This window comes from Kocuria sp., from assembly GCF_030538595.1.
In the GTDB taxonomy this organism is placed as follows: domain Bacteria; phylum Actinomycetota; class Actinomycetes; order Actinomycetales; family Micrococcaceae; genus Kocuria.
Map to the genome: position 1 here is coordinate 58,231 of NZ_JAUNTS010000013.1, position 24,462 is coordinate 82,692.

Sequence of the window (24,462 nt, forward strand, 5' to 3'; positions counted from 1 at the left end):
GCTGCGCCATCAGGACATGAGGAAGGCCCCACACCAACCGTGCAGGGCCTTCAATGCGGTTCCGAAAGCCTCAACCGAGACTTTTCGCATTTGATCAGATACTAGCGTGACAACGCCGCTCCACGCCACATGTCGAGGTTCCAGCGTGTCCGGACCCACCAGACATCATCAAGCGGCAGACGCAGACTCAACCCCGGTGCCGTGCAACGCCTGCCAAGCCTCCCACGCATCAGCAGCCCAAATCCCATGCAACGGGTACGGACCTGCGTACACCTGCACCTTCCCGCGCTTAACCCACTGTCGGATCGTTGCAGCGGGCACACGCTTGCCCATCAACGAAAACAGGCCCGCCATCTCCTCTGCAGAAACGAACCGCTGCAAGTGCCCCGCCACTTTGGCCGCACGCATCTGGGCCAGATCCTCAACCTCCCACAACACGCCACACCGACGGCATCGCACCTCTGACTGACCCTGCCGACTCACCAGCGACGCCCCACAATCACACGTGCCAGCCACCTTCCGCTCAGGCTCGCGGTCCATGACTCGCACCGCATCACGAACAGCGACCACCAGCTGCTCATACCGGAGTGCAACATCCTCCGCCCGGCACACTTGTGGCCAACCATCGAGTGCACGCTTGACCAAAGCATCCGCGTCATCATCGAAAACGAACCGCCCAGACGGGGCAGCTAACCACACCACCGCCTGCAAAGCCCGCCGCAGAGCGCCCGCAGCATCCGAAGCTGTCGCGTTGAAGACAAGCGCCGTCTCCGACGACGACCGTCCACGATCACTGACCTGTCGAGCTTGCTTCGTGACCGTCACATCTACCTCAACCAGCAACGCCGGAACCCGACGCACCAGCCTTTCAAACCGTCGTGAACACTGCGTACACAAGTGCCCCTCGGTGGCTGGGACATCATCAACCAGACACAGCGCGCTCATGATTTCCCCTGCTGCTGGTACTCCTGGTGGTAGCTGAACGCGGCACGCTCCAACGTCTCCCGATCGTGCGGGTCCTTTACATGCTTCAATAGCTCAAGCACCACAGCCTCAGCAATGAACGGCGCCGCAGCCTGAACGGCGTTCAGTATCGGTTCCTTGACCACGTGTTGTTGGAACAGGGTGAGTGAGTCCCAATCCCGGCCAGTATCCGCGGCCTTCCACCACGCATACCCGGCGACGTCCACTGCTTCTGATGTCACGATCTCGCTCATGCCTGTTCCTCCTGCTCGGTCCCACCAACGGTGGTGATAATCAGCGTCAGCCCAGGCCGCAACTGATCCGGACTACCCGCCTCGATGGACACACGCCGCACAGCCTTCGTGTCGTCATCGGTGAGCACACCGGCCTGCACCAAACCATCAATTGCCGGCTTCACCGTGGGCATCAGGTTGTGAGGGTCGTACCTGGTTGTGGTCTTGCGCTTATGCACCACCGCCACAATGTCCACCTGCTCAGTGAACGCCGCCTTCGCGTTGCGGCCCACGAAATACGCAGCCGACCGCCACCTCCGGACAAGATTCGCCTTCGGGGCCCAATGCAGGCGCTGATTCGAGTTCAACCAGTCACCACACAACGGGATCTCAAACTTGGCCCTGGATGGATTTATGTTCTCTGCTTGTACCTGGGGAAGTTCTACCTTCATCGTTTCCTTCTCCTACGCCTACGTTTCTTAGACCCCTGCCCATGCACAGAGGTAGGGACGTGATTCTCATGTGGTGAAGATTGGTCAGACGGCTCAGCCCCAGAGGGGGCGCGCCTCCCGGCCCGTTCCGGCCCTTCCAGACCCTGCCCGGCCCGACCAGACCAGACCCGACCCGGCATATCCAGCTCCGTCACCCTCTTCGATCTAGATCCGATCTGGATCCGATCTAGATCAGGATTTGGTTTATCAATCTGTGACATTGCCTTCGATGGGTCAGGGTCCGGGACCACATCCTGATGCGCCACGGTGTGCTCAACCGCCGTCGCGGGAGCACTGTCCGTCACTGCATCCGGCGTGGTGCCGTAGGCCTGCCCAGAGGCAACCGGCGCAGCGGGGTCCGGGACCGATACCTCGGTGCCGTAGGCCCGCTGCTGCGCGTCGTCCATGATCTTGATCTTGTGGGCACGAGTCGATGGCTCCACATGCACGTCGAGATGCTTCTCGATCAGCGCGGACGTGCCCTTCGAGTAGAACGGCTCCACTGGTGGTGCCAACAAGTGGCGCTTCCAGGAATCACGGGCATCCCCGCGTTCCTCGTTGCACTTCTTGCAACACACCACCAAACCATCGACCGTGGCCGGTCCATCCTGGCGACCATCCAAGTGGTCATAGGTGCCGCCACGATCAGACCGCCGATCCGACCAGTACACGATGCGGTTACACCAACGGCACTGGTCCCCGTCACGACGACGCACGGCCATCGTGATCTGAGGCTCCCGTGTGTCATTGCGATGCTGATTGTCCGCAGCGATCTCCTCCGCAGAGCGCATGTGGAACAGCTTTTTGTCCTGAATCAACAGGATCGCCTGCGCACCATCCTCCAACTCCGCCAACGTCCCCCACCCGGCACGAACAGCCAAAGCCCACAACTCACGCCACCACGGAACACCGCAGGCAGCCTGCTGAAACTTTGAGCGCCGAAGCACGTAATCCCCGCGGTGCTGCGCTACAAACGTCATCGCCCGGGTCATGACTCCGAACAACTCCATGGCACGGCCCTCGGGAACGTCGTCCCAATCCAAGGGAGCCAGCACAACCTCGTGCATGCCGGCCTCATCACCCATCCGCACCCACGCCATCAGCGATCACCACCGTTACCGGGACCCTGCGGACTCGCACAAGGCGACGGGGTCAACCGGCCGGGCACCCGCTCAACGCCGAACCGGCGGAACAGGCTAGGTGAAACACCTGGGAGTGGTGGCATAACAGTGAACTCCTCAAACGAAAACGAAACGGGGAAGGACAAGACAGGTCAAAACAATCGACGGCGGACCACGCGGCCCGGCAGCGCGGTGTGGGTTTGGTGGTGGCATCAGGTGGGGTCCTCACTGGTGTCGGTGATTTCGATGGTGATGCGGTCACTCACCCTGTACTGCCAGTCGCCTGGGTAGAGCCTGGCTCTGCGGTAGGACCACCTGGTGAGGTGCTTGTGGCGTAGCTTGGCGCGTATCGCCTTCTCAATGTCTTCCGCTGTGCGGGTTGCCAGCGCAAGTTCTTTCGCCTTGACTGCCTCCGGGCAGGTGGTGTCGGGGATCTGGATGGTTTCCATCAGAAAGCCGGTTCATCCGCGCCGACACTGGAACCACCTTGGGGTTGGTCCCAGGACTGGGCCTGAGCCCCAGCGGAGGCACCGGTCTGACCCCACGGGTCAGAGTGGCCACCCTGATACGACTGACCACCCTGCTGACCCTGCCCGCGGGCGTTCCGTGTCACCTTCGCCGTGGCGAACCGCAGAGACGGACCCACCTCATCCACCTGCAGCTCGAACACCGTCCGGCGCTCGCCTTCTTTGGTGTCGAAGGATCGGGATTCGAGTCGGCCGTGGGCGATGACGCGGGTTCCTTTGGTGAGGGATTCGGCTACGTTTTCGGCTGCTTCGCGCCAGATGGTGCAGCGGATGAACAGGGTGTTGCCGTCTACGTACTGCTGTGTCTGGCGGTCGTACTGCCGCGGGGTGGAGGCGATGGTGAAGTTGGCGACTGCTGCACCCGACGGCGTGAACCGGAGTTCTGCGTCAGAGGTGAGGTTGCCGATGATCGTGACGATTGTTTCTCCGGCCATTACGCCGCTCTCCTTTCGGTGGTGATGTGTTCTGCCAGGAGGTCCGGGCGGTACCCGGACCAGTGGACGTCGTTGCCGGGCCCGTGGGACACCACGACCACAGGGGACTCTTGATAGCCCAGGGCCTTGACCGCTTCCAGGTCCGCCGGTGACTGAGTGACGTCCACCGTGGTGGGCTGCACACGGTGCTTTTTGAGCCACCGTGTGGTGGCTCGGCACGGCTGGCACCCTGGTTGGGTGTAGACGGTGACGTGCTGACTCACGCAGCATCACCACCAGCAGGGCCCTCGGGCGCGTACATGGTCTCGGTGTGCACGATCACGGCGGCGTCTGGGTCCACCGTGACCTTCCACTCCGGCCCCACCACCCGGGCATCCCGGCGTGCACGCAGGTGGATCACCAGCTGCCCCGGCCGGGCTGTGAGGTCATCCTGGGTTGCTGGGCGGATCTGCAGCAGGAAACCCCTGGATTTCACCAGCTCGTGGTGCTGCACCGTCACCAGGCGGCCATGCTGGGCTGTGGTGAGGTCCTGCGCCCGGAAGACGCGCTGCTGCCCAGAGCGGGCAGACCGCTCCTGAAACCTATGCCGGCGGGCCATCACGCGGCCTCCGTCTTCTCCGGCACCGGGTGAGCCGCCTTCACATCAGCCAGAGTGTCCATGAGCTGGGCGTAGCGGGCGCGGTCGGCCGCCTGCGCCTCCTCAGTCCAGGTGGCATGCGAGTGCACGGACATGGACCCCGCGGCGCGGTCCTCGAAGGTGAGCACGCGGGTTCCTTGGGCTGTGAGGCGCACCGTAGGGTTGAGCCCCAGCGCATCCGCCGTGGCCCTGAACGCGGCCGTGGCGCTCATTCCGACCTCTGCCGGTTGCTGGCCTGGCTGCACACCCTGGGCCTTGCCCATCAGCCCACGGATGGAATCCCAGATCCCCGGGACGTGGTCGTGGAAACGGCCGGCGTCCACACCAGAGACACGCACCACCCGGCCACCAAACAGCGAACCGGCCTCGGAGACCGTGAGCCGTGATTCCGAGGTTGAGGCGTCACCGATCTTGCCTTGACGCACCTCAAACTCGATCTCGAACTCTTCCTCCTTGGAGGACTTGAAAGCGTTGACGAGGTGCTGCATGTCGTCGCGGTGTACGGCCATCGAGGACAACTCGCCGCTGGTGCTGCTGACCAGGTCCACCACGGACACCAGCTGTGTGGTGTACCACCCGGTGAGGATCAGCTGCCCGTCACCCGTGGTGTGCAGGTGAACACAGGACGCTTCCACGCTGTCCTTTACGGCCTTCGTGTGGGGGAGCACTGCACGCACCCCCTGAATAAAGGCGATCTTCTCGACAAGGGCTTTCATGGTCTTTCCTCCTGTGCATCTGGGTTGTCCATCACGGTCAGTTTTTGGATCTGCCCACCGAAACCGCAGATCGCCCTCACACGGGCGTCAGGCGAGAAACCATCACCGATCTGCTTGGCCGCCCACTGGTGCAGATCCGCGAGCGCGAATCCTTGTTTCTTGTCTGTGGCTTCGGTGGTGACTTTGGGATTAGTCACTGGTCGCCACCTCCAAGGGCGGCTTCCAAGGCGGCGCGGGCGAGTGCTGGTGCGTCCGAGAGGTATGACGCGGACCGGTCCAACAGTGCGTCCACAGATTCAGCGGCCCGCTCCACCATTTCGTCGGTGATGGCGGGGGATTCCTGTTCAGCTTGTAGGCGTTCGATCTCAGTGAGCGCGCCGCCGAGTAGGACAATTCCTTTGTCTATGTGGCGCATCATCTGTCTGCCGTAGACGGGGTCGCTGACCCAGCGTTTAGCGTTCTCGTGTTTCTCGGGTGTCCAGGTCATGACCGGACCCCCACGCGCTCGTATGTAGCTTCGAAGATTTCGCGCTTGCAGGGGTAGAACTCGCCTTGGGCGCCCTTGATGATGTAGTCCCCTGGGTTGGCCTTCATGGCCCCTTCGAGGGTTGGGATGTCGATCCAGTACGCAACGTCGGTATGATCGCTTGCTTTGGCTTCGGTTCCGATGCGACCGCCACACCACTTGGCTACCTCGGTCATCACAAGATGGTCAGCGTAAAAGCGCATAGCTTCGATGACGACGGGCTTCTTGCGGTACTGCAATGGCTTGCTCATGAGGTCTCCTCTTTCAGTTCTTGGTGTTCTCCGGTGATGATCCAGTGAGCAATGCGGATCGTGACTGCCTCCCCGCAGATGCCGGGGACGGTCGCGGACAGTTTGGAGACCGTTGCTGTAGCGACCTCCAGAGCCTCAATGCGATGGTGTCTTTGGCGTAGGTGGTCATGACGTGGTCTCCTTTGCCAGCAGCTGCGCGAGGTGGTCTCGCTCTTGGATGTCCTTCTGATGGGCCTTGTAGTGGTCCAGGTCCCGGTCGATGTTGTTGAGGCGGCCCGGGCGGGACAGGTCGCCGTGGTCCAGTGGGCCAGTTGGTGGCTCGAACCGTGGGGCCTCCCGGGCTATGCGCTCTTCTAGTTGGGCCAGGCGACGACGACGGGATGCCCGGATCCGGTTCGCACGCTCCACCGGGTCCTCCACCGGTTGCGGCCGCGTGGCCTTGTGCTGTGGCGGGTTGAACGGTTGGCCGTCGATGGTCCCGGTGCGGGCGTATTCGAGTGCGTTGGCGAGGTTCTGTTCCTGCCGGCGTGCTTCGTCCAGAACCCACGGCTGCATCGTCATGAACCCACCCAGGCCGTTGGGGCGGCGGAAGGTTTCAAGGCGTTCCCGGTCCGCCTTCGCTGCTGCGTGCAGCCGCTCCAGGTCACTGACGCGCTGGTCTGTTGCTGTCATCACTGGTGTCCTTCCAGCTCCGTGTGGATGGCCTGCAAAGCCTCAATCAGGAGGGGGAGCGCGTCCGGTGCGATCTCGGCTACCGCTTCGGGTATGCGACCCGGGGCGCTGTCGATCAGCACCACGCCAGGGTTCACAGCGATGACCTCGATCACCTGGTTGTTTCCGAATCGCAGGACGTGCTTCATGCCGCCACCTCCAGGGATTCAGCAACACACCCGACTAGGTCACGGGCGGTTGGGGGAGTGACAGCGTTCCCTGCCATGCGGACCTTCTCCCGCTTGCTACCCAGCAGCACGTATGACTTTTCGAAGGCCATGGCCTGCTGGATCTCGGAGGGTGTGAGCATCCGGAAATGGCAGTCTTCGACCTCGATCGTCTGCCCCCGGGTCACCAGTGATTGGTGCCCGGCTGTAGTGATCGTCCGCGTCGGCTCGTGCACCGGGGTGGAGAGATGGGCTTCTCCTCCCGCAGGCTGGCCAAAGTTCCGCACGATCAGCGCGTGATGGTTGCCTGATGCTGTGACCGTGGACAGCGCATCCGATGATGGGCGTGCGTCTGAGCCGCCGCCACGTAGCTCAGCGATGAACGGCGGGAACGCCACGCCTTTTGACGCGGTGGTGTGCATGGTCTTGAAGGGTTCCGTGCCGTCCCACACGCGGTAATACCCGCCTTCGCGGCCGTGGGCAGGGTGGCTGGGGTCAGCGGCGTCGTAGGTGTTTCCGGCAGCCTCCAAATGCACCATCGGGGGGAATGCCACTCCTTCGGATTCCCTGGTGGTCCTGGTCCGCGCGGCCTCAGTCACGCTGTACGCGGTCTCATTCCACGACCCACCTGCCGGGACAAGCAGCCCGGTCTCATTGCGAGTCGTCATAGTTCGGATCGGACCAGTCACAGACGCCGCGGCCTTCCCCTCCCGGCCCTCGACCGGAACGAGCAGCGATGCGTGGAGCCCACCGGCGACCATTGTTGGGGCGACCTCATGGACGGTGGAAGATCGGGAGACATCTGCTCCCGACACGTGATTGACAAGCAGTGGATCAACTGTGGCGGCGGTCCAGTACCTGTCGATCCCGGCCTGGATTCGGCGGATCGTTTTCTCCGCCAGAGGTCGAGTTCGGTCACCGATCCTGGTACCGGTGTCAGACCAATCAATGATGGACGCCGCCGGAATCCAGGCTGGTTCCACGATGCGGTTACGGCACTCCACCTGCGGGCACCGGTACACGTACTGCGCCCGGTACCGGCCCCACCGTTTGGCCGGGTTTTTGAAGGCTTGCATGGCCTCCACACGCCCATGGGTCGGGCACCATGCCGGCGGGCGCTGCATGCGCTCCAGATCCGGCTTGCGGTTGCCCTTACGCCAAAACACCACGTACATCCGATCCCGTGACTGCGGGGCCGGGGCACCCAGCGCCCAGGCGTGCATGGAGTTCAACCACACGATCTGGTGGTGGTAGCCCAAGGAGTCCATGGCCATCAGCCACGCCTGGAAAGGCACCCAGTTCGCCGCCTCCACCACGTTCTCCACGATCACCGCCTGGTACTCGTGCACCTCCGTAAACCGCGGGACATCCCACATCGTCGCCCGCGAGCGCTGAGCCGCCTCATCCGGCAAACCATCGCCGAAGAGGTCGAGCTGATTCGTCGACCTTTTCTTGCCCTTGGCAATGGAATGGTTAGTGCACTCAGGTGATGCCCAGAGGATGTCCGTGGTGGGGAAATACCGTGGGTCGATCTGTGTTAAGTCAGCGCAGATATGGTCCGCGTCGGGGTGGTTGGTGTTGTGGGTGTCCACGGCCAGCTGCCAGTGATTCGAGGCCACACGCACTGAGATCCCTGGGATCTGCACGGCACCAGTGGATGACCCTCCGGCACCACAAAACAGGTCTGTGAGGGTGATGCTCATGGGGTGTCACCTCCTGTCGGGAATAGCTCGGGCTGGTCGTGGCCCGGGTTGGGTGTTTTGGGTAGGGGCGCGATGTACGGGCGGGTGGCGCTGGTGGCGACAACCTGGTGGGTTGCCATGTCGGCCAAGGACTGGCCGGCGAGCAGGCGTTCGTAGGCGGTGCGGACTGTGTGCCACAGCCAGGTGTGCTCGTCCCGTGTGAGGGGCCGGTCCGTGAGATATGGGCGGATGATCGCGGCACCGTCATGGTCGAGGGACGCCACGGTCTCGAAAGCTCGGCGTTTGCCGCTCATCTCAACGGACAGGGATCCTGTGCGGGAGCCGTGAACAACGGCACGTTCACCGGGTTGTGGCCTGTACGGATCGGCGCTCATGCCCACCACCGCTTCTCGGTTGGGATGATGAGGTTGCGTAGGTTGGCCGTAGTCACGTACCGAACCTCGTCCGCGTAGAACTTCCCGAAGGTCTTGATGAAGGGCCTTGCCATGCGCGGATCCCGGTCATAGCGTGCCCACGCGCGAACGGTCTTTACGAGCTGCTTGGTCACATAAGCGTTACCCAGGACTAGAGCTTTCACGCGAACCCGTGTGCTGCAGGTGCAGATCATGGTCGGGCCCCTTTCAAATGTTTGGTGGCGGTGATGCCGTGCTCCCGCTCGGCGTGCTCCGCCAGAGCAGTGAGGACTTCATCTGTTGTGTCCGCCGTTGATGAGTACGCGCACCACACGCAGGACATCCGCACAGCAGTGCCGTCCTCGGACATACGCAGGGTTGTTCGCTGCTGGTAGGCGCGCCGCACGGCTTGTGCCTCACGCATTTGCTCACCAGTGCTCGCCAAGATGTTTGCCATTTCGGTCTGAATGCGCCTGACCCGCAGCATCGACTGATTCGCAACCGTCGCTGCGGTGTTGCGTTCCACCAGGAGGCGATGCACCCGCTTCTGGGCTTCCTCGGGCAGGTCATCAACCCACTTCAGATCGGCGCTTTCACTAGGGCGGGTAGCCCCATACCGGTAATGCTGATCACCCACGGGACCCACCCCGGCCGGTGTCACATCAGCAGCCGCGTCATCCACCGGCATCCACAGATGCAGACCCAGCAGCAACAACGCGGTCAGGAAAAACAGCACCACCAGGGTGGCGCCAGCCAACACCACACCCATCAGGAGGACGACGGCGACCACAGCGGCCGCCGGCGCCAGTACGCTCAGCATTCGGGCACCTCCGTCTCCACATCAGCGTCCGAGCGGAACACAGCGGCCTGCATCTGCGTCGCCCACTCCATGGCGCGGTCCCGGTCCCAGGTCTTAAACACCGGCAAGCTGGGAGCCCCAGGCTGGGCGACCACCACAAACCAAATGCCGGCGTACACGGGATCCGTGAAACCCCCGTCAGCGAAATGCACCTGCGAGCTTCTGACACGCAGCCTCGTGTACGGGCTGGTCGAGACCTTCTCTGTGCCGTCCGGGCCATCCCAGGAGACCAGCACCGTGCGGGGCTGATCGTCACCGAACCGGTTGGATTCCTCGATCTTGTCCAGCACCCGCTGCACGTCAGCGGGCTTGATATGGACTGGTGGGACGCTCATGCCGCCACCTCCGACACATGCCCATGGACCTCCACCGGGTGGTCACGCTCGACCATGACCGCTCTGACCCCCGTGCGGTCCCGCACATACAGCAGGGCTTTCTCCACGGCTCCGTGGTCAGACAGGATCATCACGTCATGAGCCGACATCAGGACACCGATGTGCTCACACAACTCACCCGCGTTGGTGTGGGTCAGGGCCACCCACTCATCACGGCACCCCACCAGAGCCGAGGCCCGCACCGTCGGTACCGACGGCGCGGCGCCCTGATGTTCCTGCTCACCGGATTCGTCTCGGCCCAGGTGCGCCCGGCACTCCCGCACGGCAGCGACCACCAGTGGCACCATCACAGGTGCAGCGGTGAGAAAAAACAGGGTGGTATCCCATTCGAGAGGGATCATCGGTACACTCCTTCTTGTGTGAACTTCGGTTCTCTGGCCGTCTCCTGTTGCATCCAGGAGGCGGCCGTTTTCATGCGGTCTTCCTATGCGCAGCACGCGACCTGGCTGTCGTACGAAACGGGTCAGGGTTGGCCGGTTGCGGGGGAGTAGCCCAGTCGGGGGCCGGGGAAGGGGTCACCGACTGGGACGGCTTCGGTTTCGGTTTCGGGGTGCTCTCGGCCTTCGGTGCCTTCGTGCCCCGCGAGCGCGGCATCCCCGTCACCTCGGACGCCATTTCCACGGCGTCAAGGTTTGGTACACCCTGGGCTTTCAGGACTCCGACGATTTGCAGCCGCGTGAACCGCATCGCCTGACGGGCTCCGCGGGTGTGGTCTAGCCGGTTGCGTTTCACCAGACGACGGACAGCGCCGCCAGAGATCCCCATGACCTCACCCAGCTCATCGGCTGTGACGAACAGCTTGGGGGCAGTCATCACGCCGCCACCTTCCGCGGATTACTAACTCGACGGCCTGATAGCCCTGACTCGATGGACTTCTTGGCCACGAAAATTGATCCCTGGGGCGCGTTCAGAACCTCCTCGATGGCCTGAGCCAATCGGGGAGTGCAGCTCTTACGCCTGCCATTGAGCAGTTGGTAGATGAACTGGCGTGAGCAACCCGCGTAATCAGCCAGTCGTGCCTGCGGTATCCCTCGGTGTTCCATGTGCCCTCTGAGGGCACCGGGGTCGATGAGTTCCATCCACTTACCCTTCGCTAGTGCTCGCCTTCGATGCGTTGCCATCATCTTCCATCCTCGCTTTCCTTGTTGTCAAGCATCGTAGTGTTTCATGACCTATCTTGCTTGACATTTGCGAGCGCGTCAAGCATCTCGAAATCCCCGTAATGACTGCCATTGTGGTTGCTGGGCAGGTGGTTCTAGGTGACAAGCGTTGTCGTCAATTACTGTTGGACTGCTTGACACCTGGCGTGTCGCCACGGTGGCGCGCGGTTTACCACTCACCCATGGTTGGAGACATGCACGCACTCGGTCGCTACTTGCTTACTCAGATGGATGCGCAGAACATGCGCACGGCGGAGCTGATCCGCCTGTCTGGGCTGTCCAAGCAGACGATCTACAACCTCATTAATGACCCCCGCGACCACATGGACCAAACGCCTCAGCGCAAAACTGTTACAGGGCTGGCCAAGGCTTTGGGGGTCTCTGAGGTGCAGATCTTGACTGAGTCTGCCCGGGCCATCGGAGTTCCCATCGGGGACGACCGAGACAGCCTCCGGGATGCCAGCAACGAAGAGCTGCTGCGCGTCGTGCTCTCGCGCATGACCGACCCCGAGGAGAGTGATGGCCGTGGAAAAGCCGCCTCCATGAACCAGTCCGCCGGAGACCCCGGCGGGAACAACCCCACCACCACACAACCTGACCCCGGGGTCGGACCCGCCCCCGAGCCCGCCTCCGACGTCGTTGATGACCTCGCCACCCGCCGCGCTCATCGCAACACCACCCGCGAGCGCGCCGGGGTGGTTGAGCCTGTGGGTGCGGTGGGTTTGGGGGAGTGGGTTGATGACGATGATGGTGATGCGTTGCCTGATGATCTGGCGGCTTATGCGGGGTACTCGGAGGGTATGCGTGTGAGGGACGCGATTGACGCCGCGGGTGAAGAATCCCAGGATCCTGAAGGGAAGGATGACTGATATGCGGACTATGGCTGCTCGCCACCTCCACGTGAACTACCCACACCGGCGGAGGGACAATCCTTTCATGGTCCTAGATGCGCTGCCGGAGGTTGGTGACTGTCTCGACTTCGTTGAAACGGCTCTCTTGGGTCTGAACGATGATGAGTTGGTGGATAACGAGAAGCGGCGGTACGTGAAGTTGATGGACGTGCGTCGTGTTCCGGGGCATGCTCGTGTTGTGCAGGCTGACTTTGAAGTGGGTCGGTTCGGGGAAACTGGTGGAAGTCGGCGCGTCCATGATCATGAACGCACGCACGATCACGGACCCGATGAAGCCAATGTGGTGACTTTGCGGTTGGTGTTCGTTGTCCCCAACGATTCTCGTTTGGGATTGATGTTCGCGGAGCGCCTCCACCCTTTTTCGGCAGCTACGGCCGTCCTGGACTACTTGCAGCGTGTCTGGTCCGAGCGGAAATGGCAGAAGCGTTTGGCGTTTCGGACCGATTCTGTGGTGTACCCAGAGGCCTGGGAGCAAGGCGCCACCGCAACATCGTTCAGCGCTGTGGCCCGTGGGCACACCGCTGACTTCGAGGGTGTGCCGCAGGGGGACGGTGGCGCCATCGGCAACCTCACGATGACGTTTGTTCCTGAAAACCAGCGGATGAGTGCACGGGTGCTCGCTGCCCTCCGGAACGCCCAAGGGCACGAACGCGCACGCATTCTCGGCATCAGCGACCTTACTGATGAGTTGGACGCAGTGAAGGCTGAACTCGTTGGAGAGGGTGGGGTAACTAAGACCGTAAACATCGACGAGATCAGGCCGCCCAGCATGTCCTGGGATCTGCACGGCAACGACGCCGACCCCGCACACCCGAACTACCTCATCACCCGGATCCTGCAAGAATGCCCAGAAATCTACGACCGCAACGGCATGGGGTGGCATCCTTTATAGACAGCGGGCACAGCCAGGGGGACACATGAGCAGCAAGATCTCTCCACGGACGATCGTCAAAGAGCACTACGAGACCTTCTACGACCACCGGGATCCGGCACGCACTTCATGGAGATCGCGGGCCGATTACATCTGGAGTTTGGGCCTGCCGTTGGCGCTGGCCGCGTGCTTCATCATTTTCAACTGGCGAGTTCAGGACTTTGGCCAAGTGCTTGCCGGTGTCGCCATCCTGACCGGCTTCGCCTTCGGTCTCATTGTGTTCGTTTTCCAACTTCGGCTCGACCTGATCGAACGCCGGGGTGCTGCAAGTAACGGACCGGCCGCACGACTCGTCAACGAACTGTTCACCAACACGTCCTACGCGACTCTCGTCGGCCTGGTTACCGTCGTCGTCGTGGTCGCCTTGGGTGCGTTGGGCGCATCAACTGATAACGCGAGTTCAGAACTCGGCCGGTGGTCCTCCGGCTTTGTTGTTCTATTCGGGTCCCACTTCGTACTCACCCTGGTCATGTGCATTAAGCGGCTCTACACGGCGTACGACCGATTCGCTCGCTACGAGTAACCTCTCTCCTGCCTACATGACGCCGTTCGTCAGTATCTCTTGTGTTGTCGTATCAACAACCTACTGTCGAACATGTGTTCGATCCATGGCAAGTCATTCACCAGTCCCCACACCTGAGCGTGTGCACCACGCGCCTCCACGGCATCCAGGGCGCGACCGACGGGCGGTGCCGTATCTGGCTGGACGATCGACTCACGGCCGTGGAGCGGCGCTGTGTGCTGACTCATGAGCTGGTGCACGTGGAAATGGGACACCGGGGGCATCAGCCGGAGTGCGTGGAGTGGCTTGTCCGCGAGCGCACCGCACGGCTACTGGTCCCGTGGGAGGCACTGCTGGCGCGACGGGGCTGGGAGGGCTCCCTGTGGCACCTGGCCGAGGACATCGGCGTGACCGAGGTTGTGTTGCGTGACCGGCTGCAGGCGGCGAGCGCGGGGGAGCGGGCGCGGTTGGCTGGGTCATGAAATTTTTTCGTGATTGAGTTGCACCCACCTGTATACCGGTATACACTTTAGATATCAGGAGGGCAGGACTAAGGCCCTCTATCACCGAAAGGAAACAGGAACCATGAACACCTACACCACCCGCACCGAAGCCATCGACCGCGAAATCATCGAGGCCCTGGAAGCCGGAGCCGTGGAGGACGCCCGCGCCGAGTACGACGTCGATGCGATCGCAGACGATGTCCTTGGCGGCCACGAGGACGGCTACGCGCTGATGGTCTCCGAGGCTGACTTCTGGACCATCGTGGAGCGCTACGCACGCTGATACCGAGAAGGCTCGCCCCGACGATCTACTCGCCGGGGCGAGCCAACCCCACCATGGACAGCCAGACCAAAACACCACGGAGAACATCATGACCATCCACACCGAGACCGAAGCCCGTCAAGCCATGATCCAGCTGCGCGCCGACCTGGCCGCGGGTAACTCCATCACGCACCACATCGTCGTAGGTGCCGCCGACCCCAGCACGCTGCGGTGGGAGTTCGAGCATGGGGATACCGGCTACGTCGTGGAGATCTGCGACGACGGCGGGTTGTACCTGAGCTACAACGACGGCGTCAGCACCGATGAGCCCGGCCATGCGTCTGTGAATTTCCAAGACATGACCAGCAACGAGCGCGAGGCTCTGGCTGCACTCGTCAGGGCTGATGAGTCGGCTGCCGAGGACGTCAAGTACGGGATCATGCGCCGCCTCGATGCATGAGAAATGGCCCGCCCCACAGCGACCAAGCGGGGGCGGGCCTCACGTATCCCCGCAAGCGCGGGGAACACACCGAAAGGAATCGGCATGGCCGAGTCTACCCTCACCCAACTCCGTGACCAGATCGAAGCCCTAGAGGCACAGGCGGAGCCGCTGCGCGTCGAGCGCAACCAAGCGATCCGTGACGCCGTGGAAGCAGGCACGCCGATCGCTCAGGTTGCCCGCGATGCAGGGCTGACGCGTCGAGCCGTCTACCTGATCGTGTCCAAATGAGCACCTGCATCATCCCCAAGTGCAACGGAACCGCCACGGCGCGCGGCCTATGCGACGCGCACCTGGCCAGGCAGCGGCTCGGCATCCCCATGGACTCCACCCCCATCCGGCGCGCCGTCCCCAAGGCCGAACGGGCCAAGCAGAAAGCAGAAGCCCGGGAGCTGCGGGCACAGGGGTGGGGTACTGATGAGCTGGCGGAGCTCTACGGAGTCTCACGCACCTATATGGGTCAGTGGGTGGCCGGCATTGTGCCTCCCGCACCCATCCCGCACGGGCAGCCATCCGCGTGGGTACACCACAAATGCGACTGTGACATCTGCCGAGAGGCCAAGCGGGCCTACAAGCGGGCGGAGTATCGCAAACGGCAGGAGCGCGGGCTCATCGTCGCACCACACGGCACTGTGCGCGCCTACAACCAAGGGTGTTCCTGTGAGGCATGTCGTGCGGCCGTGGCAGAGAAGGATGCGCAGCGACAAGAGCGCACACGACCCACGGCGCACAATCACGGGAAACGATGGACGGGGGCTGATGCTGAGATCGCTCACCGAACAGATCTGACCATCGAGCAACGTGCCGTCATGCTAGGTCGAACACACGCCGCAGTGGATGATTTCCTGCGGGACTACGGACGCCGCAGTGGATGACCCGTTCGGCGTGAAGCGCGGCGGGATCTGAGTTCTTACGTGGACGGCTTGACACTAAAGTGTATACCGGTATACACTTTAGCTATCAGTAAGGGGCAGGACCAAGGCCCCAGCACCGAAAGGAACTCGCCATGCAGCACACCACCAAGTTCGACGACACGATCACCACCACCTACCGTGTCGGCACCTACTACGACGAACCCGGCACCATGCACATCGTTGAGGCACAGGACGAGGACGGCCAGCAGATCGGTGAGCTGTACTGCGACCACATCACCGGGCAGGTCATGCAGATCGACGTCAACAAGAACAACCGCCGCGAAGGCGTAGCCACGGCCATGCTGGCCCACGCAGAAACCGTGTTCCACGTTTTCCACTCCCCGGACGAGCACTGCACTCCCGAGGGCTTGGCCTTCAAGGAGGCCCACGGCGGCGCGGAAATCGCCCCCGAACTAGCCTACCAGCCCTGAGCCACACCTCGAACGGAGAACACCATGAACAACAACCCTTTCCTCCTGGCTCAGCAGTCCCGTATCGAGGCCGCACTGGTCGGCCCGCTCGACCGGCCCAAAACTTTTGAAGGCATCTGCCAGCAGCTCGACGCGATCCACGCGGAAGCCCTCGCCAACGCCGCCGCAGTCATCGACACACTGCCGCAAGGGGACCTCTCCCTGGAGTACGTGCAAGACATGATGGACATCGTCCACGCAGTAGAAGCCCTCTGGATCCGGAAATGACAAAGGTGCCCCACCATGCCGGTGGGGCACCCCCGCGGCCACACTCGGCCGTTGACGGCGTCAACGAAGACGGCCAGCGAACATGATCGAGTAGTGACGTGTTCCGCACAGGTCCGGGGGTCTACAGCATGCCAACGCACACCAGCGCACAGGTCGAGGCGGTTCAAATCCCCCATCCTCCGCCATTTTTCTGACAGATGCCGTCCCTGCCACTGGTGGGGGCGGCATCTGTGTGTTTGAGGTCGTGTGCGTGAGGGGTGCCGCCAGCCCGCTTACTTTTACTCGACCCGGCCGCCCAGTTCCCATCCAGCTGTCGGGCCCGCCGACTTCCCATGTGTGCGCCGAGCTCCCACGTTCTGGGCGGTGATCTCGCAGCCAGATGGGAACTCGGCGGTGGGGTGGGGAGTCGACGCCGGGCGGCGGGGTGAGGCCGGACGGTGGGGTGGGGAGTGGACGGCGGACGGTCGGGTGGGTGGGGGGGGCTCGGCGGTTGCTTTCAGGCCGTCCGGTCCGTTGGCAGCTCCCGGGCCCAGCGGCTGATCTCCTCCCAGTCACGCCAGTCTGCGTCCAACGGAGACTTGACCACTTTGAGGATGGCTTTCTCTGCCAGATTGAGCTTGGCCGAATCCACTGCGCCGCGAAAGTAGGCCACCTCATGCGGGGTGTGCGTCTGGAGTTGATCGCGCAGTTTCTGATCCAGCTGTGGAGAGCCACCGGAGGCAAAGATGAACAGTTCCTTGTCCTGTAGCTGTGCGGCGTGGTTCTCCAGGAAGGTCACTCCCGTCGCCAACAGCTTTTGTTTGTAGACGGGAACTCCCACCACCACTCGCGTGGCCTGGGTGAGGCTGTCGCCGGGGTTTTCGGCGTGTTCCACCAGGACGTGCTCGCCAGCTGCCTCCCAGGTTTGCCTCATGCGGTCTGCAATGTCCTGCGTGGCGCCGTGTTTGCTGGCAATCAGAACCAACGTGGTCATGGAGATTCGACCTTTCGGGGGAGGGGCGGCAGTCATCCCGAGCCTATCCATGCGCCGGGAAACAGGGGTGGTGCGTGCCGTTCATTGCAGCACCGTGCCGCTGCAAGCATTGAGGGTTACAGCGCGAGCTTCAAGCGGCGAACAACGGGCCCCCGGGGTGCCGTGAGCATCGAGTACCAGTCACCCGCCCGTGGGGCACTGGCACTGCTCGGAGAAGTCGAATTGTTCATCAATCGCCGGATACATGCGGACTCGTGGGCCTGGGCACATAAGTGTGGACGCCTTGGTTTTTGGCACATTTTCCAGTGACGTCGCAGGTGGCGACAGGTAAGGTCCTCCAACGTAACGATCCGACAACGATCATTGCGTCCATATTTCCAATTGAACGGGGACCCTCCTATGAAGCCCTCCACACGGATGGCCCGTCTGACCGGAACCGCGGTGCTGACCAGTTCTGCCCTGGTTGCCTGCGCAGTTCCCACAGGGCCGTTTGGCACCGTGTCCGCGGACACCCAGCCTTCTGCCGACACCTCCGCCAGCCCCAGCCCTGAACCAACGTCCGCGAACAAGCGCACTCCCGCTCGATCAGGCTCGTCTTTATCCGCCCAGGATCGCCGCGCCTTGGTCGCCAACCTACGCGCTGCACTTGATCGCACCCGGGTGGACTGGACCGCCACTGCCCCTCTGCGTGGCAGCTGGCAGGTTGACCGCAACGGGCAGCCTGCTCCAACGACGACGGCGTCCCCTACCACTGCTTCTCCCCAACCTGTGGTGCTCCCCGAGACGCAAACCGTCACCCCGCCGGTGGATTCATCACCTACTGAATCAGCTGTGGCGGGGTCTGAGAGTCCTCAGCAGCCCCAAGATGACCCGACAGCGGTGAGCCCAGGGCTCGCACCGGAACCGGTTGTCGAATCTGCGCCGGAGTCCGCCGCCCCGACGACAGAACAGGCGAATCCGCCTGCTGTGGAGCAGGAAAACCCGCCGCTTGTGGAACAGATGGACCCTCCGGTTGAGCAGGATCCAGCAAGCGCCGTTTCTGAACCCGCGGTGGACCTGGAAGTTGATCAACAGCCGGTCGTGGATTCGGCGGAACAACCGGCATCTGAGCAGGCAGAGCAAGGTCAGACGGCGCCGTCGTCGGGAAGCAATCCGCAGGCCGACCCCGCTGAATCGGGAGACCTCACTGAACCGGTCGAGTCGGCGGAATCAACCGATGTCAATGACTCCGCAGCGCCTGTCCCGGAAGTGGACACCACGCAGCCGGACGAGTCAACTGATTCCGGTGCCCTGGTGCCGACCCAGTCCACTCCATCGGCGGACACCTCGGTGGAGCCTGCGGCCACGCCGTCCGCCCCTGTTGCAGAAGCGCCGGCGCCGGAGTCCTCCGCGCCGCCGGAAACTCCGGTGTCTGAGCCGGTGCAGGAAGCCCCCGCACCGGCAGCCCCCGCTGTAGAGCCGGCTGATCAATCTCCGGCAGAGCCCGCCGGGCCGGAGGCAGTGGCTCCGGAGGTCGTGACGACTCCGAGTCCAACTCCCACACCCGAAACCGCGCCCGTTGACGGGGTGCCGGCGGCCGAGGGTGATCCCGAGAGCCAAATTGACCCCGCAGGCCAAGCTGAATCGGTGGATGAATCGGCGCCGCTTGTTGAAGCGGAACCCGTGGTAGAAACAGTGCCCGTAGTGGTTGAACCCGCTGATTCTGGCAACGTGACGCCAGTTTCAACCCAGTCCACCAACTCCGGCACTGATGCCGCTGCGGGCGGCAGCAACACCGATGCCGGCCGAGTTGCGTATCTGCACGGCTACCAACAGTCCCAAGCCATGTGCCCCGGTGGGTCCATGGTGGGTCTGGTGGACACGGCCATTGTGGCGCCACTGGTGGCAGCCGGAGTCCTGGCCGACGGTGACTGCACCTTGGCTGACATGAAAGCAGCCAATCCCGGGACCGAGTTCTTGGCGTACCTGAACATTGGTGGAATGGCGGCAATCTCCCAGTGGGATCAGGCGCCGTTTTATCCCAGCTGTGTGGATCCTGCCTACGGTGGTGAGTACGCGGTGACCCCCAACAACGGTCAGGTGGCCACCAATTCGCAGGGAAATGCCATCTACCCGGCCTTCGACTACATCACCATTGCGGATCAGTCGGAGTCATATGCACAGGCTTGCGGTGAGCGTGCAGTGGCCATGGTGACCACGGATTCCGCGGTGGGCACCACGGGAGCCGCCCCGGTGCGCTTTGACGGGGTGTTCCTGGACGACATGGCCATGTCGCCGGCTCACGGACAGGACATGGCGGAGATTGGTTCCTGGGGTCCGTGGGGTTCCGACGACGCCTACGGCCGTGCCATCCTGCGAACGGTTGACACCATTGCAGGTGCCATGGAGACCGCAGGTTCGGACAAGACCCTGGCGGGCAACTTGGGGATCTATTCGGACAAGCAGAACCAGGTGGCTCTGGCCCAAGAACTCGCAGACAGCGGGAATTTGGACTGGATCATGCGCGAGTTCGTGATCGGCAGCCCAACAGGCAACCAGTTCGGTGCGTTCTACGCGGTGGAGCAGAATGCGGATGTACTGGGTGAGCTGTCCCGGAGCACCCCTGTGGTCATGCACCAGTTTGCTGTTCATGCCACCACATCCCCCAGCCTGACGGGTTCTGTGGGCGGGCAATGCCTGCTGGATTCCACCCCGAATGCAGGCAGCCTCATGGCCCAGGTGGATCAGCGCAGGCAACAGGACATGACGCTGAGCCTGGCCACAATTCTGACCGCCAAGGAATCGGGCACCAACCTGGACATGTCCTTGATGCAGGCCCAGCCGGAGTGCCAGGAGACCGCAGCCACGGGTTCAGCACCTTACGAGTCCGTCACGGATGTTTCAGTGGATGAATCCGACCCAGCGGTGACAAACCTGCGCGCAGCACTCAACGATCCAAATGTGGTTGCCGTGGGGGAGAAGTCCACGTGGTACGAATACACCGTGTGGCGCCGTGATCTCTCCGATGGTCGCCAGGTGTGGGTCAATTACCGCCAGGAGGCTGTGGTGATTGACGGGGTCAGCATCCCCGCACAGTCGGGTGTCATCACCGGCTGAGTGATTGATTAACGGATGCGGCTGACCGGAAACCGGTCCGTGGTGACGTGCTCTGCCAGTGCGGCAGACGGTGACCACGGGCCGGTTCGGCATTGCGGCCACCGGGTGGGTGATGACGACGGCGGGATGCGGGCGTCGTCGTCGTGAGTGCGGGTGTCTGCGCGGTGCCGTTGCACACACTGCCCGGACGAACGGTTGTGGGCTGGTAATCTTGCGTGACTCAAATCCTCGTGAATTCTCCCTGACTGGTATCTGAAATCGCCGTGAACAAAAATCCATCCCCCGCAGAACCCAAGAGCAACAAGAACACCAAGCCCCGCCGCCGGCCCACCTGGCGCGGGGCCATTCTTGGCACCCTGGTGCTGGTGGCCACCGCCATGTTCTGCGCGGTGTGGCTGCAGTATTCGGTCAGCCCGCAGGACTTCACGTTCTCCCAAGCTGTGGAGTCCACCAAGTACATCGACATTCTGGTGCTGTTCGTGGTCCTGGCCTTCATCTGGGCCGTGCTGGGGCGATTGTGGTGGACCGTGGGGATTCTGACGTCCCTGGTGCTGGTGGTGGCAGAGATCAACCGGAACAAGGTTGAGCTGCGCCGCGAACCCTTTTTCCCCAGTGACTTGGACTTTGTCACGGAGATAGGTTTTGTCCTCTCCATGGTGGATGCCAGCGCCGTGGTGTTGCTGGTGGTGGCTGTTGTGGCCGGTATTGCCCTGATTGTGGGGCTGGGCTGGCTGGCTGATCGCTGGTTCCCACGTCCCCGTTTGCGCCGGGAGGGTGGTGGAATCAACAAGGGGTTCCTGGCCACGCGCCTGGGAATCCTGGTGGTGACCGGCGGTTTGTTGATACACGCCTCCAATTTCAATGACCCGCCCAACATGTGGCGTTCCATGTATGAGGCCAAGGGACCGGGGTGGACCACCTCCAGCCAGCTGTGGAACTACCGCGCCAATGGGTTCATGGGTGGGTTCCTCTACAACATGCCCATTGACCCCATGCTGGAACCGGAAGGCTACAGCCAGGCGTCCATGGAGGAGATTTCTGAGCGCTATCAACAACGTGCGGATGAGATCAACGCGGACCGTCCCAACACCATGGACGATGTCAACGTGGTGATTGTCCTCTCTGAATCCTTCACGGATCCCTCCTGGATGGAGGGCTTTGAGCTGGACACCAATCCCATTCCGAACACTGAGCAAACCATGTCCGAAACTCTCTCCGGCACGGTGTACGCCAACTCCTACGGCGGTGGCACCTCCACCATGGAGTTCGAGTCCATCACAGGCCAGCCGGTGGGACTTTTCCAGCCGCAGGTGACCTCCCCGTATCAGATGTTCGTGAGCGAACACAGCACGTACCCCTCCGCCGTAGGGGCTTTCAACGCCACCGGGCACCACACCGTGGCCGCCCACTCCTACAACTTGCACATGTACAAGCGCTCGGATGTGTACGAAACCTTGGGCTTTGACGAGGTGATCGACGACGCCGCCATGCAGAACAACATGCGCATCCAGGGCAACCCGTACGTGAGTGACGAATCTGCTTATGACGAGGTCCTGTATCAAATGGACAACAGTGATGCCCCGTTGTTCATGAACCTGGTGACAATGCAGAACCACGGACCGTACGGTGACTTCTACTCCGATCCCATTGGCATGGACAACGACGACCCCGGAGCCAGCCAGATTCCGCAGTACGCTCGCGGGCTGAACCACACGGATGTGGCCACCAAGAACTTCTTGGAGGAACTGCAGAACCGTGACGAGGAGACCGTGGTGGTCTTCTACGGAGACCACCACCCCGGTGTGTACCCGGACAGCATTTTGGATGCGAACCCCCCGGAGGCTCAGGTCCGCACCCCGTTCTTTGTGTGGAACAGCAAGACCAATGAAGCCCAGCGTGCCCCGGCCGTGACTCCGGCCATGTTCTTGCCCATGGTTTATGAGGTGGCTGACGCCAAAGTCCCGCCCTATATTGCGCTGCTGGATGACATGCGGCACACGGTTCCCGTCCCGCAGCACGTGCGCACTTTGAACTTCCGTGGGGAGTCCATTGATCGCCAGAACTTGGATGAACACTCACGGCAGGTTCTGGATGACATGACCATGGTGCAGTACGACTTCTCCACGGGTCAGCGCTACTCCGTGGACACCATCTGGCCGGGCGCGGACAGCTGAGCCTCAGGCTCGCCAGCCGGAAATGGCTTGGAGCTCACACCGATTTTTCGGTGCGAGCCCCAAGCCATTTGTCCAGTGTGGTCAGGTTGGCCCTCAGACCGCCAGGCTCAGCGCGGGAGCGGGTGCCGCTAGTCGGATGGGGGAGCCGTCCGGATCGAACTGGGCGCCCAGCCCGCGCAAGGCGAAGAGCACGGTGGCTTTCACATGGCGTTCGTGCGCCTCCCGGGCGGCCTCTGACTGCGCCTCACGGTCAGCGGTGGCGGTCAGGGAGCTGTGCACCAGGCGGCCCATCTCCTGCAAGTCTCCGTTGGGCAGCCAGCCGTCCTCCACGGCTTCCTGCAGGATGGCGGTCAACATGCCGCGCAAGGCCCCCACGTGCTCACCCAGCTTTTCAAAATCCTCCGGGGAGAGCACCGTGCGCATGGCAGGCCCCGGGGGCAGGTGACGGCGGGCAAGATCATCAATCTGCGCCCGGATGTAGACCGCCAGCTTGTCCACGGGGTTCTCAATCCCGTCCAGGTCACCGCGCAGTTCAGTCATGAACCGCTCGGTTTCATCCAGGGTGTAGGCCACCAGTAGTTCGCCCATGTCAGCGAAGTAGTTGTAGACGGCGGTGCGGCCCACTCCGGCAGTTTTGGCCACGTGAGTCATGGTCAGCCCGGTGAGACCCTGCGAGTACAGGAGCTGCCCAAAGGCTTCAAGGATGGCTCGTTTGGTGTGCTCGCGCTGCTCGGCGTTGCTCGCCGCCTGGATTTTTGGCATGACGACATCTTATGCGCAGTTGTCACCAAAAACCCTGGGAGTGGGGTGAACGTCACCCGATAGTGCGCTCCGCAGCCAACCCGCCCTGCCACAGGACGTCGAACGGCGCGTTGGAGGTGATCCGCTGGCGGATTCCGGCCGAGACGAACTCCTTGGCGGCACGCGCAGCCTCCAGCGGGCTCAGGCCCTTGGCCAGTTCTGCCGTGACGGCTGCGGCCATGGTGCAGCCGGCGCCCGCCACTGCAACATTTTCCACCTTGGGGGCGGAGAGGATTTCGGTGGTTTCGCCGTCGTAGTAAACGTCCACGGCCTCCGGGCCGTCCAGGCGCACGCCGCCCTTGGCCAGCACCACGGCGCCTGAGCGCTCATGGATGCGCATGGCGGCTTCAATCAGTTCATCCACGGTGGTGATCGACTCCATCCCGGACAGGGACAGCGACTCAAAATGGTTGGGAGTCACAAAGGAAGCCAGCGGCAGGATCTTGGCCTTCAGCGCCTCGTCAGTGTCCAGGGCCGCGCCGGGCTCTTGACCCTTGCAGATCAGCACCGGGTCCAGCACCAGATTCTCAGGCGCCAGTTCTTCCATGGCGGTGGCGACGACGTCGATGGTGGCCGGGGTGCCCAACATGCCCAACTTCACGGCGTCCAGGTTGTACGCGGAGGTGGCTGCTTCCAGCTGGTCAGCAATGACCTGCGGGTCCACGGGGACAAAGCGGTGGCCCCAGTCGTTCTTGGGGTCAAAGGAGACAATGCAGGTCAAGGCCAGGGAGCCAAAGACCCCCAGTTCTTGGAAAGTCTTGAGGTCCGCCTGGGCTCCCGCGCCACCCGTTGCCTCGTTTCCGGCAACGGTCAGAGCGAAGGGAGGGTTCGTAGATGTAGTCATGGGCCTTATTGTGCTCTCCGGGCGTTTTTCTGACCAAGAACGCCGCCCTATTTTCGTCACCAGCTGTA

Annotated in this window: 37 protein-coding genes; 12 read left to right on the forward strand and 25 right to left on the reverse strand. The window is 62.6% G+C overall.

The window, feature by feature from the left end; genetic code table 11:
- Nucleotides 1-168 precede the first annotated feature (168 nt).
- The 21 genes from Q4G32_RS11070 to Q4G32_RS13995 form a co-directional block, all read right to left on the reverse strand.
- A complete protein-coding gene (locus Q4G32_RS11070; RefSeq protein ID WP_303351406.1) occupies nt 169-825 on the reverse strand; it encodes a hypothetical protein in 657 nt (218 codons plus the stop codon).
- 116 nt (nt 826-941) lie between these two features.
- Nucleotides 942-1,217, reverse strand: a complete 276-nt coding sequence (locus tag Q4G32_RS11075; protein WP_303351408.1) for a hypothetical protein — start codon at nt 1,215-1,217, stop codon at nt 942-944.
- The gene (locus Q4G32_RS11080) at nt 1,214-1,648 is read right to left on the reverse strand and encodes a hypothetical protein (RefSeq protein WP_303351409.1); all 435 of its coding nucleotides are present in this window, start codon (nt 1,646-1,648) and stop codon (nt 1,214-1,216) included. The genes Q4G32_RS11075 and Q4G32_RS11080 overlap by 4 nt, the downstream gene beginning before the upstream one ends.
- Entirely contained in the window at nt 1,645-2,754 is a 1,110-nt protein-coding gene (locus Q4G32_RS11085) for an HNH endonuclease (RefSeq protein WP_303351411.1), read from the reverse strand. Before Q4G32_RS11085 ends, Q4G32_RS11080 begins: the two co-directional genes overlap by 4 nt.
- A 266-nt stretch (nt 2,755-3,020) precedes the next feature.
- Nucleotides 3,021-3,257 carry a hypothetical protein gene (locus tag Q4G32_RS11090; RefSeq protein WP_303351413.1) on the reverse strand — a complete coding sequence of 79 codons (237 nt, stop codon included), beginning with the start codon at nt 3,255-3,257 and terminating at the stop codon, nt 3,021-3,023.
- Nucleotides 3,257-3,769: a single-stranded DNA-binding protein gene (locus Q4G32_RS11095; protein WP_303351415.1), complete on the reverse strand. Its 513-nt coding sequence runs from the start codon at nt 3,767-3,769 to the stop codon at nt 3,257-3,259. Before Q4G32_RS11095 ends, Q4G32_RS11090 begins: the two co-directional genes overlap by 1 nt.
- A complete protein-coding gene (locus Q4G32_RS11100) occupies nt 3,769-4,032 on the reverse strand; it encodes a glutaredoxin family protein (protein ID WP_303351417.1) in 264 nt (87 codons plus the stop codon). The genes Q4G32_RS11095 and Q4G32_RS11100 overlap by 1 nt, the downstream gene beginning before the upstream one ends.
- Nucleotides 4,029-4,367, reverse strand: a complete 339-nt coding sequence (locus tag Q4G32_RS11105; RefSeq protein ID WP_303351418.1) for a hypothetical protein — start codon at nt 4,365-4,367, stop codon at nt 4,029-4,031. The genes Q4G32_RS11100 and Q4G32_RS11105 overlap by 4 nt, the downstream gene beginning before the upstream one ends.
- Entirely contained in the window at nt 4,367-5,122 is a 756-nt protein-coding gene (locus tag Q4G32_RS11110; RefSeq protein WP_303351419.1) for a hypothetical protein, read from the reverse strand. The genes Q4G32_RS11105 and Q4G32_RS11110 overlap by 1 nt, the downstream gene beginning before the upstream one ends.
- Complete coding sequence (locus Q4G32_RS11115) at nt 5,119-5,319, reverse strand: hypothetical protein (RefSeq protein ID WP_303351420.1); 201 nt, start codon at nt 5,317-5,319, stop codon at nt 5,119-5,121. Before Q4G32_RS11115 ends, Q4G32_RS11110 begins: the two co-directional genes overlap by 4 nt.
- The gene (locus Q4G32_RS11120; protein ID WP_303351421.1) at nt 5,316-5,609 is read right to left on the reverse strand and encodes a hypothetical protein; all 294 of its coding nucleotides are present in this window, start codon (nt 5,607-5,609) and stop codon (nt 5,316-5,318) included. The genes Q4G32_RS11115 and Q4G32_RS11120 overlap by 4 nt, the downstream gene beginning before the upstream one ends.
- Nucleotides 5,606-5,899: a hypothetical protein gene (locus Q4G32_RS11125; RefSeq protein WP_303351423.1), complete on the reverse strand. Its 294-nt coding sequence runs from the start codon at nt 5,897-5,899 to the stop codon at nt 5,606-5,608. The genes Q4G32_RS11120 and Q4G32_RS11125 overlap by 4 nt, the downstream gene beginning before the upstream one ends.
- Nucleotides 5,900-6,064: 165 nt before the next feature.
- On the reverse strand, nt 6,065-6,571 hold the full coding sequence (locus tag Q4G32_RS11130) for a hypothetical protein (protein WP_303351424.1): 507 nt from the start codon (nt 6,569-6,571) through the stop codon (nt 6,065-6,067).
- Nucleotides 6,571-6,759, reverse strand: coding sequence for a hypothetical protein (locus Q4G32_RS11135; protein ID WP_303351426.1), 189 nt, complete (start codon nt 6,757-6,759; stop codon nt 6,571-6,573). Before Q4G32_RS11135 ends, Q4G32_RS11130 begins: the two co-directional genes overlap by 1 nt.
- Entirely contained in the window at nt 6,756-8,480 is a 1,725-nt protein-coding gene (locus Q4G32_RS11140; protein WP_303351428.1) for a DNA cytosine methyltransferase, read from the reverse strand. Before Q4G32_RS11140 ends, Q4G32_RS11135 begins: the two co-directional genes overlap by 4 nt.
- Nucleotides 8,477-8,854, reverse strand: coding sequence for a hypothetical protein (locus tag Q4G32_RS11145; protein WP_303351430.1), 378 nt, complete (start codon nt 8,852-8,854; stop codon nt 8,477-8,479). Before Q4G32_RS11145 ends, Q4G32_RS11140 begins: the two co-directional genes overlap by 4 nt.
- Nucleotides 8,851-9,057 (reverse strand): hypothetical protein, encoded by a 207-nt coding sequence (locus Q4G32_RS11150; protein ID WP_303351432.1) that lies wholly within the window; start codon nt 9,055-9,057, stop codon nt 8,851-8,853. The genes Q4G32_RS11145 and Q4G32_RS11150 overlap by 4 nt, the downstream gene beginning before the upstream one ends.
- A 26-nt stretch (nt 9,058-9,083) precedes the next feature.
- Nucleotides 9,084-9,692, reverse strand: a complete 609-nt coding sequence (locus Q4G32_RS11155; RefSeq protein ID WP_303351434.1) for a DUF1059 domain-containing protein — start codon at nt 9,690-9,692, stop codon at nt 9,084-9,086.
- Nucleotides 9,686-10,066, reverse strand: coding sequence for a hypothetical protein (locus Q4G32_RS11160; protein ID WP_303351437.1), 381 nt, complete (start codon nt 10,064-10,066; stop codon nt 9,686-9,688). Before Q4G32_RS11160 ends, Q4G32_RS11155 begins: the two co-directional genes overlap by 7 nt.
- Nucleotides 10,063-10,467: a hypothetical protein gene (locus Q4G32_RS11165; RefSeq protein WP_303351438.1), complete on the reverse strand. Its 405-nt coding sequence runs from the start codon at nt 10,465-10,467 to the stop codon at nt 10,063-10,065. Before Q4G32_RS11165 ends, Q4G32_RS11160 begins: the two co-directional genes overlap by 4 nt.
- A gap of 471 nt (nt 10,468-10,938) precedes the next feature.
- Complete coding sequence (locus tag Q4G32_RS13995) at nt 10,939-11,250, reverse strand: helix-turn-helix domain-containing protein (RefSeq protein WP_368660393.1); 312 nt, start codon at nt 11,248-11,250, stop codon at nt 10,939-10,941.
- 230 nt (nt 11,251-11,480) lie between these two features.
- On the opposite strand from Q4G32_RS13995, the gene Q4G32_RS11170 reads away from it, so the two are divergent.
- From Q4G32_RS11170 to Q4G32_RS11215, 10 genes are all read left to right on the forward strand, one after another.
- Nucleotides 11,481-12,155 carry a helix-turn-helix domain-containing protein gene (locus tag Q4G32_RS11170; RefSeq protein ID WP_303351439.1) on the forward strand — a complete coding sequence of 225 codons (675 nt, stop codon included), beginning with the start codon at nt 11,481-11,483 and terminating at the stop codon, nt 12,153-12,155.
- Entirely contained in the window at nt 12,106-13,089 is a 984-nt protein-coding gene (locus Q4G32_RS11175) for a hypothetical protein (RefSeq protein WP_303351440.1), read from the forward strand. Before Q4G32_RS11170 ends, Q4G32_RS11175 begins: the two co-directional genes overlap by 50 nt.
- Nucleotides 13,090-13,114: 25 nt before the next feature.
- Nucleotides 13,115-13,651 (forward strand): hypothetical protein, encoded by a 537-nt coding sequence (locus Q4G32_RS11180; protein ID WP_303351442.1) that lies wholly within the window; start codon nt 13,115-13,117, stop codon nt 13,649-13,651.
- Nucleotides 13,652-13,725: 74 nt separating this feature from the next.
- A complete protein-coding gene (locus Q4G32_RS11185; RefSeq protein WP_303351443.1) occupies nt 13,726-14,112 on the forward strand; it encodes an ImmA/IrrE family metallo-endopeptidase in 387 nt (128 codons plus the stop codon).
- 103 nt (nt 14,113-14,215) lie between these two features.
- Entirely contained in the window at nt 14,216-14,416 is a 201-nt protein-coding gene (locus Q4G32_RS11190) for a hypothetical protein (RefSeq protein ID WP_303351444.1), read from the forward strand.
- Nucleotides 14,417-14,504: 88 nt separating this feature from the next.
- Nucleotides 14,505-14,855 carry a hypothetical protein gene (locus tag Q4G32_RS11195; RefSeq protein ID WP_303351446.1) on the forward strand — a complete coding sequence of 117 codons (351 nt, stop codon included), beginning with the start codon at nt 14,505-14,507 and terminating at the stop codon, nt 14,853-14,855.
- An 84-nt stretch (nt 14,856-14,939) separates the two neighbouring features.
- Nucleotides 14,940-15,125, forward strand: coding sequence for a hypothetical protein (locus Q4G32_RS11200; RefSeq protein WP_303351448.1), 186 nt, complete (start codon nt 14,940-14,942; stop codon nt 15,123-15,125).
- On the forward strand, nt 15,122-15,769 hold the full coding sequence (locus tag Q4G32_RS11205) for a hypothetical protein (RefSeq protein WP_303351450.1): 648 nt from the start codon (nt 15,122-15,124) through the stop codon (nt 15,767-15,769). Before Q4G32_RS11200 ends, Q4G32_RS11205 begins: the two co-directional genes overlap by 4 nt.
- A 131-nt stretch (nt 15,770-15,900) precedes the next feature.
- Nucleotides 15,901-16,239, forward strand: coding sequence for a hypothetical protein (locus Q4G32_RS11210; RefSeq protein WP_303351452.1), 339 nt, complete (start codon nt 15,901-15,903; stop codon nt 16,237-16,239).
- Nucleotides 16,240-16,263: 24 nt separating this feature from the next.
- Complete coding sequence (locus Q4G32_RS11215; protein ID WP_303351454.1) at nt 16,264-16,506, forward strand: hypothetical protein; 243 nt, start codon at nt 16,264-16,266, stop codon at nt 16,504-16,506.
- A gap of 496 nt (nt 16,507-17,002) precedes the next feature.
- On the opposite strand, the gene Q4G32_RS11220 is transcribed toward Q4G32_RS11215, so the two are convergent.
- The gene (locus Q4G32_RS11220; protein ID WP_303351457.1) at nt 17,003-17,479 is read right to left on the reverse strand and encodes a flavodoxin domain-containing protein; all 477 of its coding nucleotides are present in this window, start codon (nt 17,477-17,479) and stop codon (nt 17,003-17,005) included.
- Nucleotides 17,480-17,878: 399 nt separating this feature from the next.
- Between Q4G32_RS11220 and Q4G32_RS11225 the strand changes: the two genes are divergently transcribed.
- Complete coding sequence (locus Q4G32_RS11225) at nt 17,879-20,575, forward strand: hypothetical protein (protein WP_303351459.1); 2,697 nt, start codon at nt 17,879-17,881, stop codon at nt 20,573-20,575.
- Nucleotides 20,576-20,583: 8 nt separating this feature from the next.
- Here the strand turns inward: Q4G32_RS11225 and Q4G32_RS11230 are convergent, their stop codons facing one another.
- Nucleotides 20,584-20,751: a hypothetical protein gene (locus Q4G32_RS11230; RefSeq protein ID WP_303351461.1), complete on the reverse strand. Its 168-nt coding sequence runs from the start codon at nt 20,749-20,751 to the stop codon at nt 20,584-20,586.
- A gap of 87 nt (nt 20,752-20,838) precedes the next feature.
- On the opposite strand from Q4G32_RS11230, the gene Q4G32_RS11235 reads away from it, so the two are divergent.
- Nucleotides 20,839-22,749 carry an LTA synthase family protein gene (locus Q4G32_RS11235; RefSeq protein ID WP_303351463.1) on the forward strand — a complete coding sequence of 637 codons (1,911 nt, stop codon included), beginning with the start codon at nt 20,839-20,841 and terminating at the stop codon, nt 22,747-22,749.
- A gap of 93 nt (nt 22,750-22,842) precedes the next feature.
- Here the strand turns inward: Q4G32_RS11235 and Q4G32_RS11240 are convergent, their stop codons facing one another.
- Complete coding sequence (locus Q4G32_RS11240; RefSeq protein WP_303351465.1) at nt 22,843-23,511, reverse strand: TetR/AcrR family transcriptional regulator; 669 nt, start codon at nt 23,509-23,511, stop codon at nt 22,843-22,845.
- Nucleotides 23,512-23,563: 52 nt separating this feature from the next.
- Nucleotides 23,564-24,394, reverse strand: coding sequence for a hydroxymethylpyrimidine/phosphomethylpyrimidine kinase (locus tag Q4G32_RS11245; protein ID WP_303351466.1), 831 nt, complete (start codon nt 24,392-24,394; stop codon nt 23,564-23,566).
- Nucleotides 24,395-24,462: the final 68 nt, after the last annotated feature.

What these genes read in the sequence shown, in the direction of transcription:
- Q4G32_RS11075 (WP_303351408.1), bottom strand. Translation starts at nt 1,217, where the DNA reads ATGAGCGAGATCGTGACATCAGAAGCAGTGGACGTCGCCGGGTATGCG.
- Q4G32_RS11220 (WP_303351457.1), bottom strand. Translation starts at nt 17,479, where the DNA reads ATGACCACGTTGGTTCTGATTGCCAGCAAACACGGCGCCACGCAGGAC.
- Q4G32_RS11090 (WP_303351413.1), bottom strand. Translation starts at nt 3,257, where the DNA reads ATGGAAACCATCCAGATCCCCGACACCACCTGCCCGGAGGCAGTCAAG.
- Q4G32_RS11140 (WP_303351428.1), bottom strand. Translation starts at nt 8,480, where the DNA reads ATGAGCATCACCCTCACAGACCTGTTTTGTGGTGCCGGAGGGTCATCC.
- Q4G32_RS11145 (WP_303351430.1), bottom strand. Translation starts at nt 8,854, where the DNA reads ATGAGCGCCGATCCGTACAGGCCACAACCCGGTGAACGTGCCGTTGTT.
- Q4G32_RS11180 (WP_303351442.1), top strand. Translation starts at nt 13,115, where the DNA reads ATGAGCAGCAAGATCTCTCCACGGACGATCGTCAAAGAGCACTACGAG.
- Q4G32_RS11240 (WP_303351465.1), bottom strand. Translation starts at nt 23,511, where the DNA reads ATGCCAAAAATCCAGGCGGCGAGCAACGCCGAGCAGCGCGAGCACACC.
- Q4G32_RS11200 (WP_303351448.1), top strand. Translation starts at nt 14,940, where the DNA reads ATGGCCGAGTCTACCCTCACCCAACTCCGTGACCAGATCGAAGCCCTA.
- Q4G32_RS11225 (WP_303351459.1), top strand. Translation starts at nt 17,879, where the DNA reads ATGAAGCCCTCCACACGGATGGCCCGTCTGACCGGAACCGCGGTGCTG.
- Q4G32_RS11085 (WP_303351411.1), bottom strand. Translation starts at nt 2,754, where the DNA reads ATGCACGAGGTTGTGCTGGCTCCCTTGGATTGGGACGACGTTCCCGAG.
- Q4G32_RS11215 (WP_303351454.1), top strand. Translation starts at nt 16,264, where the DNA reads ATGAACAACAACCCTTTCCTCCTGGCTCAGCAGTCCCGTATCGAGGCC.
- Q4G32_RS11155 (WP_303351434.1), bottom strand. Translation starts at nt 9,692, where the DNA reads ATGCTGAGCGTACTGGCGCCGGCGGCCGCTGTGGTCGCCGTCGTCCTC.
- Q4G32_RS11190 (WP_303351444.1), top strand. Translation starts at nt 14,216, where the DNA reads ATGAACACCTACACCACCCGCACCGAAGCCATCGACCGCGAAATCATC.
- Q4G32_RS13995 (WP_368660393.1), bottom strand. Translation starts at nt 11,250, where the DNA reads ATGATGGCAACGCATCGAAGGCGAGCACTAGCGAAGGGTAAGTGGATG.
- Q4G32_RS11125 (WP_303351423.1), bottom strand. Translation starts at nt 5,899, where the DNA reads ATGAGCAAGCCATTGCAGTACCGCAAGAAGCCCGTCGTCATCGAAGCT.
- Q4G32_RS11195 (WP_303351446.1), top strand. Translation starts at nt 14,505, where the DNA reads ATGACCATCCACACCGAGACCGAAGCCCGTCAAGCCATGATCCAGCTG.
- Q4G32_RS11205 (WP_303351450.1), top strand. Translation starts at nt 15,122, where the DNA reads ATGAGCACCTGCATCATCCCCAAGTGCAACGGAACCGCCACGGCGCGC.
- Q4G32_RS11160 (WP_303351437.1), bottom strand. Translation starts at nt 10,066, where the DNA reads ATGAGCGTCCCACCAGTCCATATCAAGCCCGCTGACGTGCAGCGGGTG.
- Q4G32_RS11105 (WP_303351418.1), bottom strand. Translation starts at nt 4,367, where the DNA reads ATGGCCCGCCGGCATAGGTTTCAGGAGCGGTCTGCCCGCTCTGGGCAG.
- Q4G32_RS11080 (WP_303351409.1), bottom strand. Translation starts at nt 1,648, where the DNA reads ATGAAGGTAGAACTTCCCCAGGTACAAGCAGAGAACATAAATCCATCC.
- Q4G32_RS11095 (WP_303351415.1), bottom strand. Translation starts at nt 3,769, where the DNA reads ATGGCCGGAGAAACAATCGTCACGATCATCGGCAACCTCACCTCTGAC.
- Q4G32_RS11170 (WP_303351439.1), top strand. Translation starts at nt 11,481, where the DNA reads ATGCACGCACTCGGTCGCTACTTGCTTACTCAGATGGATGCGCAGAAC.
- Q4G32_RS11130 (WP_303351424.1), bottom strand. Translation starts at nt 6,571, where the DNA reads ATGACAGCAACAGACCAGCGCGTCAGTGACCTGGAGCGGCTGCACGCA.
- Q4G32_RS11135 (WP_303351426.1), bottom strand. Translation starts at nt 6,759, where the DNA reads ATGAAGCACGTCCTGCGATTCGGAAACAACCAGGTGATCGAGGTCATC.
- Q4G32_RS11110 (WP_303351419.1), bottom strand. Translation starts at nt 5,122, where the DNA reads ATGAAAGCCCTTGTCGAGAAGATCGCCTTTATTCAGGGGGTGCGTGCA.
- Q4G32_RS11120 (WP_303351421.1), bottom strand. Translation starts at nt 5,609, where the DNA reads ATGACCTGGACACCCGAGAAACACGAGAACGCTAAACGCTGGGTCAGC.
- Q4G32_RS11210 (WP_303351452.1), top strand. Translation starts at nt 15,901, where the DNA reads ATGCAGCACACCACCAAGTTCGACGACACGATCACCACCACCTACCGT.
- Q4G32_RS11245 (WP_303351466.1), bottom strand. Translation starts at nt 24,394, where the DNA reads ATGACTACATCTACGAACCCTCCCTTCGCTCTGACCGTTGCCGGAAAC.
- Q4G32_RS11165 (WP_303351438.1), bottom strand. Translation starts at nt 10,467, where the DNA reads ATGATCCCTCTCGAATGGGATACCACCCTGTTTTTTCTCACCGCTGCA.